Genomic DNA, 13,244 nt, shown 5'->3' with positions numbered 1-13,244 from the left:
TGCTAGGCGGTCAGGGCTAGATCCAGAACCTTTGCCGCCCTGGCGATGGATCCCGGCATGAGGTGCCGGTAGATCCTGAAGGTGATGTCGAGGCTCCTGTGGCCCATCCACTCGGCGACATCGGTGATAGGAATCCGATTAGTCAGGCAGTTTGATGCGAAGAAGTGACGGAACCCGTAAGGAGTCATTCCTTCGGGGATTTCCGCCCCCGAGGACTTCACCTTGCGCCACTGGAACTCGAGGTGGTGGTAGAGGTAAGGCCGGGTCGGGTCCTTGGGGTGCCGGAGCAGGTAGCCGTTCACGGTGCCGTACTTGTCTGCGTACCAGAGGATCGTGTTCCGGACGCGTTGGGGGAGGGGAACGTCACGGTATTCATCAGGCTTGCGATGCTTGAGCTTTGCATACTGGCTGGTGGTGTGGTTGACCTGTTCGCAGACCCGGTATACGTCATCGGCGACGATGTTGTTGATGTTGACGGCCGCGGCTTCTCCGTTGCGGAGCCCGCATCCGCTCATCAGGTCGGCTATGAGGAGGAAGGCGTCGTTACCAGCACTCCGTATGCCGTGTAGTTGCTGGACGGACGGTATGACAGCCCGCTTGGGATCATACTGTGGGGGGACGGCACCGTCGAGAGGGCTGTCGGAGTAGATCCCGAGGCGGTTGGCGTCGAGCAGGATCGATTTTAGTTTGTCGAAGGTGTTGGCCTGTGTCGCCTTGCCGACGCCGTTGCGTTCCATGTCCTGGATGAATCGGTCGACGACCTTGTGGTCGAAGGTGTTCATCCGGCGGGAGGCGAACGCTGGGTACAAGTGGTTCGTGAGAAGCGAGTCGAGGTGGCGGACGGAGCTGGCGTCCAGGTGTCGTTGGCCAGCCTTCCATTCTTCGGTGTACTCCTTGAAGCGCATCTGCCCGTACTTCTGGATGCGCTCGGCCTTTGATGGAGGAGTCTTGCGCTTCTCTTTGTAGATTTCCGTCAAACGCTCGATGGCCTGGTCCTGAGTGGGGAACCCGCCCTCCTCTGCCTGTTTGCCTGCCACGTTCCGGTACCTGATCGTGTACGAGTGCGGGCACTTGGACCACCGGGACTCGGGGTGCGCGCAGTTCTTGAAGAAGGTGCCCATGCCGCGGGCCAGTGCTTTGGGTGCCATGGATTGCTGACTCCGGAGTCCGATGCTGACCGTTTGCTGACCGCCAGATGGTCCGGATAGCCCTGACCTGGGCTAAACCGTGATTCCCGTGGTATGTGGTGGAACTTCATCGGCCGCACCCAGGACGACATCGCACAGGCCCGCGCCGACTGGGTGATGGGCGACCGCTTCGGCACCGTCCACGGCTACGACGGCGCACCGCTGCCCGCACCCGAACTGCCGGGTACGCCTTTGAAGCCGCGGGGGCGGGCGCGTTGAGCTGGGGGTTCGCGGGTGCCCCGGAAGGGGGCGGGGCCGCGAGCGACCGGTGTGGCACCCCGTCAGGAGGGGCGGGGGCGGGTAGGACTGCGGGTCTGTGACGGTGGCGGCAGGGAGGATGACAGCCATGACGGTCGAACAGCCCCCGGGGTCGGAGGGGCCGGTCGCGGTCGAGGCGAGGGTCGACCGGTGCCGGGATCGGTACGCGCTGCCCGAGGGGCACATCCCGGAGGGCGCCTCGCCGTGGCTGCCGTTCGTACCGCAGGTGATGATCAAGCATCTGACGTTCGACATCCGCAGCAACTCCGCCGCGAACGTGCTGTGGGTGCAGGCCGGTGCCTCCCTGGGCCGCCACCGCCACCGTGGTCCCGTCTCCGGCTATGTGCTCGACGGGAGTTGGCGCTACCTGGAGTACGACTGGGTCGCCCGGCCCGGTGACTTCATCCGGGAGAGCCCGGGCCGTACCCACACCCTCTTCTCCGACGAGGGCATGAAGACCGTCTTCTGGCTGAACGGCCCGGTGGAGTTCCTCGACGAGCACGGCGGGGTGGCCGAGGTGATGGACGTCTTCCGGCTCATCGACCACTACGAACGCGGCTGCCGGGAGCAGGGCGTCCCGATCAACGAGGCGTTGTACCTGTAGGGGCCGCTGTGCCTGTAGCGGCGTCGTACCTGTAGGGGCGGGGCGCCGGTCGTCGGCGGTTCTCCGGGCCGTCCGCCCGGGGCGGGGTGCTCCGGGGCCCGGTGCGAGGATGGCGATATGGGATCTGAGGACGGATATCTGCTCGACAACCGGCGGCGCGAGGCGGGGCGTCGCTTCGACGCGTTCGCGGAGCTTTTCGACCCGTGGACGTTCACCCACCTCGACCGGTTGGGGCTCGGCGCGGGGTGGCGCTGCTGGGAGGTGGGCGCGGGTGGTGCCTCGGTGCCCGCCGGTCTCGCCGGGCGCGTCGGGCCGACCGGCCGGGTCTGGGCGACCGACCTCGACACCTCGTGGCTGACCGGCCCCGCCACCGCCACGACCGAGGTGCTGCGGCACGACGTGACCCGGGACGCACCGCCCGCCACCGGCCTCGATCTGGTCCACGCCCGGCTCCTGCTGGTCCATCTGCCCGACCGGGCGGCGGTCCTCGAACGGCTCGTCGCGGCGCTGCGGCCCGGCGGCTGGCTGGTGGTGGAGGACGCCGACCCGGCGCTCCAGCCGCTCGCCTGCCCGGCGGAGGAGGGCCCGGAGGGGGAGCGGGCCGAGCGGATCCGCCGCGGCTTCCGTGCCCTGCTCGCCGGGCGGGGCGCGGATCTCTCCTTCGGCCGTTCGCTGCCGAGGCTGCTGCGCGGCGCGGGGCTGGAGGACGTCCATGCCGAGGGGTACTTCCCGGTGACCTCGCCCGCCTGCCGGGAGTTGGAGGCGGCGACGGTCCGGCAGTTGCGCGGGGAGCTGACCGGGTCCGGAGCGGCGACCGACGCGGAGATCGACGCCCATCTGACGTGGCTGGCCGAGGAGGACGTCGCGGTCACCCCGGCGCCCCTGATCACCTGCTGGGGCCGTCGCGGCAATGATGATGACTGACGTGTCGTCAATTCTTCTCGCGGAACGATGAGTTCGGGTGGGGGGAGGGGTGGCCTGCGGTACGTGATCCCGGGGGTGGCCGGTCCCGTCGCCCTCTCGATGCGTCTGTGACCCACTTCACTCCCCGGCGGGTGGATCTTCGGGAAACGTGCGGCAACCGGGGTGCCCGCCGCACGTCTCACGCTATGGAGGCCCCTTTCGGGAGCCCGGTGTCCGTGCGGGAGTCGGTGCGGACAGCGGCCCTCCGTTCACCGTGAGAGAGCGAAGGTTCACATGTCCGCACGCCCTGCCCCGACGTCCGCACGCCCTGCCCCGACGTCCGCGCGCCGTCCCCGGCGGCTGCGCATCCTGCTCGGCGCGTCCGTCCTCGGCGCCGTCCTGGGCGGTGGCGCGGCCGTGACCGCCCACGCCGCCGACGGCGCCCGGGCCACGCGTCCCGCCCCCGCCCCGGCCGCCGTCCCGGCGCAGTCCGGTCCGGCCCCCGCCCGCGACGCCGAGGTGGCCCGGCCGGTCCCGGCGGAGCAGGCCCGCCCCGCGCACCGGGCCGCGCAGCCCGTACCGGCGCGGAAGGGCGAGGAGGCGCGCCCCGCCCCGGCCCGCGGCTCCGTCGCGCGCCCCGTTCCGGCGGAGGAGAGCCGTCCCGCGCACCGTGCGGCGCAGCCCGTACCGGCCGAGCGGAGCCGCCCGGCGCACCACGACGCCGGTGTCCCGGCCCCCGTCCCGGCCTCCGGCGGCGAGGCGGCCCGGCCCGTTCCGGCGCCCGCCGCGATCCCCGGCAGGAACGGCGACGGCGTCCCGGCGCCGGTGGCCCCCAGGCACTGACCGGCCCGTTCACGGGGTGCGCCGCCCGTCCTGCGCGGTGGGCGGCGCACCCCGGACCGCAGGGCCGCGGCCCGGCCCTGCCGCCTGATGACGGTGCACCACGACCCCTCCCGCGGCGCGCGCCCGCCCTCGTATCCGCCGCGCCGCGCCGTTCCGCCCGCACGCGGCGGGCCACCCCTCACGGAAGAAGGACCCATGCGCGACACCCACGCCCGTACCGGCGCACCCCACGCGGCGCGCGCCCCCGAACGCACCCCCGCGCCGCGGCGTCGGGCCCTGGTGCGCCGGGCGGCGGTGACCTCGGCCGTCGCCTGCGCGCTCACCGCGGCGTTCGCGCCGGGGGTGGTGGCCGCCCCGGCGCCGGACGGCGGCCCGGCCGAGGGCAAGGTGCTGACCCATGCGGCGGCGACCACCGCGCAGGACGAGAAGCAGGTGCGCGCGTACTGGACGCCCGCCCGCATCGCCGCGCTGAACACGCAGGTCAAGGACGTTCCGCCGCGCGCCGGGAAGGACGGTGCGCCGTGGGGGAAGGGCGGCGCCGTCGACACCACCGTGGGGCGGCTCTTCTTCACCGACCACGGGGAGGACTCCAGCTGCACCGCGACGGCGGTCCCGAGCGCGAACGGCTCCACCGTCGTGACCGCGGGCCACTGCCTCAACGGCACCGACCTCGCCGGTGAGCACAACCAGTGGCAGACCCACGTCCTGTACGTCCCCGGGTACCGCGACGGCAAGGCGCCCCTGGGGACGTTCGTCGTCCGCTGGTCGGTGGTCAACTCCGTCTGGCTGGAGAACGATCAGATCCACGCCCGGTTCGACGCCCATGACCAGGGCTTCGCCGTCGTCGGCCGCAACGAGCGCGGCCAGACCCTCCGGCAGGCCACCGGCGCGCCCCAGGGCATCTCCTACGACGCGCCCGGTGACCGTCCGGCCGTCCAGTTCGGCTACCCCCGGGCCGCCTCCGACCCGGCCCGCGAGGGGCTGCCCGAGTACACCGGCCGGGAGGCGGCCTACTGCCAGGGCGCGCCCCGGCAGTACCCGGGCACCCCGGACCACGCCGAGCCCGCCGGGATCTGGGGCGCGGCGTGCGTGATGGGCGGCGGCGCGAGCGGCGGCCCCCGGCTGGGCGGCTTCTCCGCCGCCACCGGGCGGGGTGAGGTCGTCGGCGTGAACACCCAGTCCGCCTTCATGGACGCCGCCGGGAAGGCGTGCGAGGAGTCGGCCGGGTCCGGATGCGTACGGCACCTGGTCGGGCCGCAGTTCACCACCGCGCTGACGAAGCCGCTCCACGACAGGGCCGAGCGGCTGAGCTGACCGTTCCGCCCGGGGTGGCGCCCGGCCCCCGCCGGACGCCACCCCTCCCGGCCCCGGCCACCCCGTAGAGCACAAGGAACAGGACCATGAAGAAAACCACCTTCCGCCGCGGTCTCCTTCTGGCGGCGCTGGGCTGCGCCCTGGGCACCGCCGCCGTCGCCGTGCCGGTGCACGCCAGCCCCGCGCTGTCCCTCGCGCCCGCCGCGAGCACCGTGCGCGAGGCCCGCTACAACCTCGGCGACCAGGCGTTCACACCCCCGGCCGCCCTCGGCTACAAGGGGCGCAGCGAACTCGCCGGGACCGTGTACTACCCGGCGCGGCTCGGCACCGGTCGGCACCCGGTGGTCCTGATGCAGCACGGCCACTGGGAGACCTGCGCCGACGCCGGGGCGCAGGACCGCCGTACCGCCGCGGAGCAGGCCCGCGACCGGGCCCTGGAGCGGGGCGACAAGGCCGAGGCCGCCCGGCAGGAAGCCCTCATGGAGAAGGCCGCCGCGGCGCTCTGGGCCTGGCCCTGCGCCCGGGGCACCGCGCCGATCCCCAGCAGTACGGGCTACGACTACCTGGGCCGGGCGCTGGCCGCCCGCGGTTTCGTGGTCGTCTCCGTCGGCGCCAACGGCATCAACGCGACCGACGGCGGCCAGGCCGACACCGTCTACCGGGCGCGGGCCGCCCTCATCGAGCGCCATCTGCGGCTCTGGCAGCAGCTGTCCGCCTCGGGCGGCGGTCCGCTGCGCTCGGCGCTCACCGATGCGCGTGACGGCTCCCCGGTGCGGGCCGACTTCCGCGACCGGCTCGACCTGGGACGGGTCGGGCTCCTCGGGCACTCCATGGGCGGGGGCGGGGTGATGCAGGAGATCGCCGACGCGCACCGGGCCGAGCTGCCCGCCGGGATCGACATCAAGGCCGCCTTCGCCCTCGCGCCCACCGCCACCTGGGACGGCGACCCGGTGACCCGTACACCGTTCGCCGTCATGTGGGGCACCTGCGACGCCGTCAACACCGGCGAGTTCTTCGAGCAGAACCGCGCCGCGACCGAGGTGCCGCTGTTCAAGTACACGCTGACCGGCGGCAACCACGACTTCTACAACCGTCAGTGGTCGCCCTCCAGCGGCCAGGTGGCGGCGCACGACGACGCCGAGCCCGGCAAGCGGCCCGGCACCTGCCGCACCCAGTACCTCGACCGGGACACCCCGCAGCGGGACGACGCCCGGCTGTCGGAGGCGCAGCAGCGGCGGATCGCCGGTGACCGGGTGACCGCCTTCTTCGAGCGGTACCTCCAGGGCCGCACGGACCGGATGCCCTACCTGACCGGCGAACGCCCCTTCCCGGGGGAGCCGGAGCACACCGTCACGACGTCCGTCGCCGGGAAGGGGAAGTAGGGGTCGGCCGCTCTCAGGGCTGCCGGGGCTGGGCGACCCGGTACTCCCGCAGCGGCCCGCCGGCCTCGTCCAGCGCCGTACGGGCGACCGCCGCGAGCGTGGCCGGGTCGCCCGCGGCGGCGGTGAGGGCGGCGGCCAGCTCCGGCCGGGCGGTGCGGAGTTCGCGCAGCAGCCATTTGCCGTTGCCCTGCCAGTGCCGGGCGGTCAGCAGCGCCAGCTGGGCCGTCTTCGTCAGCAGCCGGGCGGCGACGAAGACGGCCTCGCCCGCGTCGTGGGTGCCTGCCAGATCGTCGAGGAGTTCGGTGAGTTCATGGCGGAACGCATCGGTCTCGGCGGCGGTCGCCGGGGCCGGGCCGTCCGCCAGCCGCTGCCGCATCTCGGCCCGGAGCCGGGCGCCGAGCCCGTCCTCGTCCACCAGGAGCACGCCCCGGGCCAGCAGCCGGGGGATGCCCGGCCAGCGGCGGCGGAAGCCGTCGGCGCAGTGGGCGGCGAGCGTCTCCTCGTCGTGGACGAGCAGTTCGACCGGCCACCCCTCCCACCGCAGCGTGCGGTGGTGCGGCGCCGCCACCCGGGGGAACACCGCCACCATGTCGAGGTCGGAGAGCGGGGTGCGGTGGACGGTCAGCACACTGCCGCCGACGACCACCATCCGCGCCCGGGGCAGGAGTTGGCGCGCCACCGCGGCGGCCGCCGTGACCGGTTCCTCACGCGGGGATGTCATGGGGAGGGTCCTACCCCGGCATGGCCGGCAAGTCGCCCGTTCCGCCGCCGTGTTCCCGTCCAGCCTCTAATCTGAGGAAAGGCGGCGGAGGGGGCGGCGGTGTCCGCCCCGCGACCGCGTCCAGCGCCGAAAGAGGCGACAGCGGAAGCAAGTTGAGGTGGGGATCGGACATATGGCGAGATTCAGGATGAGCCGTCGCGGCCGGACCGTCGCGTACACGATGGCGGGCACCGTGCTCGCCCCCCTGCTGGCCGGTCTCGGGGCCGCGCCCGCCCAGGCCGCGTCCGGCTCCTGGTGCGGTGGCGCCCGGGGGCCGTACCAGAAGCAGGCGGAGAAGTTCCTGGGCCGCAAGATCGACGGCAAGCAGTCCCAGGGCGACTGCCGGGCGATCCGCGCGTTCCAGATCAGCCACGCCATCCACCCGCAGTACGGCTACGCGGGCCCGGTGACGTGGAAGATGATGAAGGTCGTCAAGCCGCAGCGGGACGCCCGCAACAACCCCAACCGCGCCGGTCGCTGCCCCACCAACCGGGGCCGCATCGCCTGCGTGGACCTGACCCGGCAGATCAGCTGGATCCAGGACGGCCGACACCTCGTCAAGCGCCCGGTGCCGGTCCGTACCGGCCGCAACGGCAACGAGACCCGTACCGGTCTGCACCGGATCTTCTGGAAGCACAAGAGCCACGTGTCGTCGCTGTACCACGTCGCGATGCCGTACTCGCAGTTCTTCGACGGCGGCGAGGCGTTCCACGCGATCAGCGGCAGCGTCTGGTCCGCCCCCGGCTCGCACGGCTGCGTCAACATGCGCACCGCCGACGCCAAGGCGTACTGGAAGCTCCTCTCCACCGGTGACGACGTCTTCGTCTACGGACGCAAGCCCGGCACCTGAGCCACCGCACGGCACACGACGGCGCCCGGGACCGCGAGGGTCCCGGGCGCCGCTGTGTGCGGTGTCAGCGCCCCGCGGGGGCGGCGGTGACCTCCGCGGAGTCCACCAGGACGTACCGGTGGTTGAACTGCACGGTGTAGTACCGCTTCGCGCCGTGCACGACCTTGCCGTTCGACGGCGAGTAGTCCGTCGCGACCTGCGGCTCCCCGCTGGTCACATACGCCTGACCGGCGCGGATGCCGTAGTTCTTGGCGGCCAGCGGCGTCTGCTTCGACGGCTTCACATCCGCCGGGTACTCCGACTCCTGCGGGTACGCGGTGCCGAAGACGTGCGCCGCGCCCGTACCGGCCGGCCGCACGATCCGCACGTCCTTGGCCGGAGTGGTGTTACGGCCGCCGGGGTTGTGGATCCAGCCCTTCTGGCCGTCGAACCAGATGGCGGTCCAGTCGCCCTGCCGGTCCGCCACCACGAACTGCTGCCCCGCCTGGACGGTGGTGCTCCAGTCCGCGACGCCGTCGGTACCGGCCTTGTCGTCCGCACCCGCGTGTACGACCGGGTCGAGCAGCAGCGGCGCGTCGTCGGCGGGCGCGCTGCGCACGAACAGGGCGCTGGACGGCCCGCTCTGCGGCCCGCACTCCTTCACCTTGCCGGACGGGTCGTCACCCGGGCAGACCGTGTACGTCTGCTGGTTCTCGTCGAAGCCCGGCGTGATGGTCACCGCCGAACCGACCGGACCGACACCCCGCTCACCGTCGTCGACGGGCGCGCCGAGCAGCCGCATGAAGCGCGTCCAGTCCCAGCTGTTGCCCGGGTCCCAGTGCATCCCGGCGAGGGTGTCGTCCGAGGGGCCGGGGACGTTGTCGTGCCCGAGGATGTGACGCCGGTCCAGCGGGACGTCGTACTTGGCCGCCAGCCACTTCACCAGCTCCGCGGTCTTCTCGTACGCGACCGGCGTGTACCACTCCGCACCGTGCGCCGAGAAACCCTCGTGCTCGATCTGGATGGCGTGGAGGTTGCTGTCGTAGTTGCCGTCGCCGAACGCGACGTCCTTGTTCGGCACCATCTGGGTGACCGCGCCGTCGGACGCCCGCATGACGTACTGCGCCGAGGCGCCGCCCGCCTTCTGGAACGTCTCGATGGCGTTGTCGTACGAGCCCTCCGTGGTGTGGAGGACGATCTGCGTGATCTTCACACCGTTGGCCGGGCGGTCGGAGACCTGCCCGTTGGCGGCCGCGGCCGGTACGAACGTGCAGGTCAGCGTCGCGGGGCACTCGGTCTGCGGCGCCGGGGTGTCGGTCAGCCGCAGCTTGGCGAACTGCCCGGCGACCGGCTTGGCGGACGGCACCGCCTGGAGCGAGACCGCACCGCCCTTCCCCGCCTGCCGCTGCGCACCGGAGTGGATCGCGGAGAACACGGAGGTGACGTAGGAGGTGGCCGCCTTCTTGTCCGTCAGACGGCTGTACCTGGCCACCGCCGCGGTCCACTGCGACGGGTCGTCGGACGTCCCGCCCGTCAACTTCTTCTGGTACGAGGCGAGCAGCGCGGCGCCACCGCGGATGTTGTCCGCGGAGCGGTGCCGCAGCCGGTCGGCCGGGATCCCGGTCAGCTTCGCGGCGGAGCTCAGCGTGTGCAGCTCGGGGTGGTCGGCGAACGACGTGAGGTCGGAGCGCCCGGCGGCACCGGCGGCGCCCCGGGAGACCATCTGCGGCGTCACGTCGGTGAGGTTCATCAGACCCCAGCCGCCGGTCTGGTTGTAGCCGGAGTGCTGCTGCCAGCCGGACTCCTGACGGGCGACGCCCAGCAGGACCGGCAGCGGAACATGGAACTCCTTGGCGGCCGCGGTGAATTCGGCCTGCAAGGTGGGGGTCGGGGCATCGTTCTGTGCCTGCGCCAGTGTGGGCAGGAACGCGAAGCCCCCTGCCGCCAGCGTCCCGCCGAGGATCGCGGCGGGGAGCCAGCGTTTCGTTTTGCGCTTGTGCACACCATTCCCTTCGGAGCAACGGCGCACCGGGCGGTACCGGGAGAAAGGCCGTGACATCGCGGACGGCGCACCGAGTGGGGGGCGGCGCGGAACCACGCGGGCACACCACAGGCGGGGAACTCGCCGTGGCGGAGGATGGTTTCGGCGCCGTACACCATGAGATCAGAAAATCGTTCCGGTTCCCAGGGCGGTAGCCGATCGTGACCTCACCTTCAGCGACTCGTTGCCGGGCGTTCGGCCGGGACGGGGGCGATGGCGGACGTGATGGTCACGGTCACGGTGGCGATGGCAACGGCCGTGGTGGCTGCGATGGTTACGGTCACGGCTGCGACGGCGGCGACGGCGGCGACGGCTGCGACGGCGGCCGGGTGGGGGCGGGAGCGGCGCTTCGCTGCTGGTCCGCGGCCGGGGCCCGCGGGCTCCTCGCCGGATTCCGGATCGGATTCCCGGCCTGATTCCCGACCTGATTCCCGGCCGGGATCACGTCCGGATTCCCGGCCCGTGCAACCAACCCGCGTCGCGCGGTGTTTCCCGAACGGAAGACGACACCGCCCCGCGTGAAGACTCAGGAGCCCGGCGGGCTCCACACCCGCACCCACCGACCGAGGACACCCCGAGATGACCGACCCCACCGCCGCCCCGGCACCGCTCCACGCCGCCCTCTTCGACCTCGACGGCACCCTGATCGCCACCGAACACCGCAGCCGCGCCGCCTGGACCCGCCTCTTCCGCGCCCACGGCCTGGAGGCCGACGACGCGCTGCTGGCGACCTTCGTCGGACGGCGCGGCCAGGAGGCGCTGGCCGACCACGCCCACCGGTTCCCCGGCAGCACCGTCGCCGACCTCTTCGACGAAGCCGTCGGCTACCTCGACGACCCGGACATCCCTCCGCCCCACCCCGTACCGGGCGCCGCCGAACTGGTGCGGCGGCTGCACGGGTCGGGCGTCCCGATGGCGGTCGTCACCTCCGGGCTGCGCGAGCACGCCGGGGCGATGCTGGAGCACATCGGCGGCGCCGGACTCTTCACCACGATGATCACCGCCGAGGACGTGACCCGCGGCAAGCCCCATCCCGAAGGGTTCCTCGCCGGATGCGAGGCCCTGGGGGTCGCCCCCGGCCGGGCGGTGGCGTTCGAGGACGCGCCCGCCGGTGTCGCCGCGGCCAAGGCCGCCGGTCTGTTCTGCGTGGCCCTGACCACCACCCACGACGCCGGGGCGCTGCACGCGGCCGACCTCGTCGTCCCCGACCTCGGCGGCATCGACTGGCCGCCGCTGCCCCTGAGCGCGCTCTGACCCCGGACGGAGGGATCCCACCATGCGGCCCCAGCCGCCCGACCCGGGGAGCGCCGCCCCGGAACACCCCACCACGGCCCGGACCGGGGCCGCGGGCGGGTCCCGGCGTCCGGCCGCCCACCGGTGGCGGCTGCTCGCCGTCCTCCTCGCCGCCCAGTTCATGGCCAACGTCGACACCGCCATCGCCAACATCGCCGCCCCCGCCGTCCGGAGCGACCTCGGCGCCTCGGGCGGGGAGGCGGGCCTGGTGGTCTCCGGGTATGTCGTGGCCTACGCCGTCCTGCTCGTCGCGGGCGCCCGGCTCGGCGGCAGCCGCGGCCACCGCCGGATCCTCCTCGCGGGCCTGGCGCTTTTCACCGCGGCGTCCCTCGCCTGCGCCCTCGCCTTCACCCCGGCCGTACTGATCGCCTCCCGAATCGCCCAGGGCGCGGGCGCGGCGCTGATGGTGCCGCAGGTCCTGAGCGGCATCCAGCTCCACTTCACCGGACGGCAGCGCATCAAGGCCCTCGGGTACTACGCCCTCGCCCTCTCCGGCGGCGCCGTGGCGGGCCAGGCCCTGGGCGGCGTACTGATCGCCGCCGACCTCCTCGGCACCGGCTGGCGCCCGATCTTCCTCGTCAACGTCCCGGCCGGACTGCTGCTCCTCTGGGCGGCGCTGCGGGTGATGCCACCCGACCCCGCGGGGGGAACGGCCCGTACCGGACCCGTCGGCGCGGGGAACTCCGCAGGCCGGGCCGGGGGGCTACCGGCTTCCGGCACCGGCCCGGGCCCCGGGGATGGCGCCGGTGCCGGGGCCTGTGCCGGTGCCGACACTGCCGTTCCTCCACCGGACGGGATCGACGTCCGCGGCATGGTGCTGCTGGCCGCCACGGTGCTACTGCTCGTCGTGCCGCTGCTGTTGGGCACCGACGCCGGATGGCCCTGGTGGATGTGGGCCTGCCTGGCGGCCGTGGTGCCGACGGGGGCGGTGTTCCGGCGCAGCCAACGGCGCCGCGCCGCGCGGGGCGGGCGGCCGCTGATCGCCGAGGAGGTGATCCGCGAACCGGCGATCCGCTGGTCCCTGGCCGCACACGGCGCCACCACCATGACCTACTTCGCCCTCCTCTTCGTCCTCGCCCTCTATCTCCAGGAGGGGCTGGGCCGGGGCCCCGCCTATGCGGGAGCGGCCATGATTTCCTGGGTCGCCGCCTTCGGTCTGGCCGGTCCGCTGCTGGCCCGGGTGCCGCCCCGGTACGCCGCCGCGATGCCCGCGGTGGGCTGCGTGGTCCTGGCCGGTGGGTACACCGCGGTGTGGCTCTACCTCGTGACGGGGCATCGCACCGGTCCGGCGCTCTTCCTGCTGCTGGGCATCGGCGGGCTCGGCCTGGGCATCAGCTCCAACGCCCTGATCGCCCGGATGACGTTCGCCCTGCCGGATCGCTACGCCGCCGATCTGTCCGGCGTCATCAGCACCAATGCGCAGCTGTGCGGTGCGCTCGGTGTGGCGACGCTGGGCGGCGGCTATCTCCATCTGACCGACGGCGGTTCGGCCTCCGCCACCACATCGGCCCATGCGCTCGAGGCGGTACTGGCCACCGCCGCAGCCCTGGCGGCCCTCTCCGCACCAGCCTCCCGCCGCGGCACCCGGCCCCAGCCCGCAGGATCCGGTCCCGCAACGCCCGATCCCGCAACGTCCGACCCCAGGGCAGCCGCCCCTGTGGCTCCCGCCGCCCCCGCGCTCCCCGGGGCCGCGTCCCCGGCGACCGCCACGACCAGCCCCGAGGCGGACGACCCATAGCAGCGCGCCGGAACGACGCCCCGTAACAGGGGCGCGGAGACGCGGAGGAGGAGGCGGCGGGGCGCTGTCTCTTATACACATCTCCGAGCCCA

11 protein-coding genes and 1 pseudogene are annotated in these 13,244 nt (G+C 73.2%); 9 read left to right on the top strand and 3 right to left on the bottom strand.

Annotation, left to right across the window (positions count from 1 at the left end):
- Positions 1 to 2 precede the first annotated feature (2 nt).
- Positions 3 to 1,121 (bottom strand): site-specific integrase, encoded by a 1,119-nt coding sequence (locus tag IF23_RS0118195; protein ID WP_037678637.1) that lies wholly within the window; start codon positions 1,119 to 1,121, stop codon positions 3 to 5.
- 120 nt (positions 1,122 to 1,241) lie between these two features.
- Between IF23_RS0118195 and IF23_RS32745 the strand changes: the two are divergent.
- The 6 genes and pseudogenes from IF23_RS32745 to IF23_RS0118165 all read left to right on the top strand — a co-directional run.
- Positions 1,242 to 1,406, top strand: a pseudogene (locus IF23_RS32745) (pirin family protein); the annotation flags it as partial.
- Between the two features lie 127 nt (positions 1,407 to 1,533).
- Positions 1,534 to 2,049 (top strand): 2,4'-dihydroxyacetophenone dioxygenase family protein, encoded by a 516-nt coding sequence (locus tag IF23_RS0118185; protein ID WP_030284921.1) that lies wholly within the window; start codon positions 1,534 to 1,536, stop codon positions 2,047 to 2,049.
- A 117-nt stretch (positions 2,050 to 2,166) separates the two neighbouring features.
- A complete protein-coding gene (locus IF23_RS0118180; RefSeq protein WP_030284920.1) occupies positions 2,167 to 2,973 on the top strand; it encodes a class I SAM-dependent methyltransferase in 807 nt (268 codons plus the stop codon).
- A 273-nt stretch (positions 2,974 to 3,246) separates the two neighbouring features.
- On the top strand, positions 3,247 to 3,795 hold the full coding sequence (locus tag IF23_RS31345; protein WP_037678597.1) for a hypothetical protein: 549 nt from the start codon (positions 3,247 to 3,249) through the stop codon (positions 3,793 to 3,795).
- 195 nt (positions 3,796 to 3,990) lie between these two features.
- Entirely contained in the window at positions 3,991 to 5,109 is a 1,119-nt protein-coding gene (locus IF23_RS0118170) for a trypsin-like serine peptidase (protein ID WP_078654063.1), read from the top strand.
- 86 nt (positions 5,110 to 5,195) lie between these two features.
- Positions 5,196 to 6,491, top strand: a complete 1,296-nt coding sequence (locus IF23_RS0118165; protein ID WP_030284916.1) for an alpha/beta hydrolase — start codon at positions 5,196 to 5,198, stop codon at positions 6,489 to 6,491.
- Positions 6,492 to 6,504: 13 nt separating this feature from the next.
- On the opposite strand, the gene IF23_RS0118160 is transcribed toward IF23_RS0118165, so the two are convergent.
- A complete protein-coding gene (locus IF23_RS0118160; RefSeq protein ID WP_030284914.1) occupies positions 6,505 to 7,212 on the bottom strand; it encodes a nucleotidyltransferase domain-containing protein in 708 nt (235 codons plus the stop codon).
- Positions 7,213 to 7,384: 172 nt separating this feature from the next.
- Between IF23_RS0118160 and IF23_RS0118155 the strand changes: the two genes are divergently transcribed.
- Positions 7,385 to 8,101 carry a L,D-transpeptidase family protein gene (locus tag IF23_RS0118155; protein WP_030284912.1) on the top strand — a complete coding sequence of 239 codons (717 nt, stop codon included), beginning with the start codon at positions 7,385 to 7,387 and terminating at the stop codon, positions 8,099 to 8,101.
- Positions 8,102 to 8,165: 64 nt separating this feature from the next.
- On the opposite strand, the gene IF23_RS0118150 is transcribed toward IF23_RS0118155, so the two are convergent.
- Positions 8,166 to 10,082: an N-acetylmuramoyl-L-alanine amidase gene (locus tag IF23_RS0118150; RefSeq protein ID WP_030284910.1), complete on the bottom strand. Its 1,917-nt coding sequence runs from the start codon at positions 10,080 to 10,082 to the stop codon at positions 8,166 to 8,168.
- 618 nt (positions 10,083 to 10,700) lie between these two features.
- Between IF23_RS0118150 and IF23_RS0118140 the strand changes: the two genes are divergently transcribed.
- Together IF23_RS0118140 and IF23_RS35430 are read left to right on the top strand one after the other, a co-directional pair.
- Entirely contained in the window at positions 10,701 to 11,375 is a 675-nt protein-coding gene (locus tag IF23_RS0118140) for an HAD family hydrolase (protein WP_037678592.1), read from the top strand.
- 22 nt (positions 11,376 to 11,397) lie between these two features.
- Positions 11,398 to 13,152, top strand: coding sequence for an MFS transporter (locus IF23_RS35430; RefSeq protein ID WP_211266169.1), 1,755 nt, complete (start codon positions 11,398 to 11,400; stop codon positions 13,150 to 13,152).
- The last annotated feature ends 92 nt before the right edge of the window (positions 13,153 to 13,244 follow it).

The organism is Streptomyces catenulae (genome assembly GCF_000718015.1).
GTDB lineage: Bacteria > Actinomycetota > Actinomycetes > Streptomycetales > Streptomycetaceae > Streptomyces > Streptomyces catenulae.
This window is presented reverse-complemented; position numbering and strand designations above follow the sequence as displayed.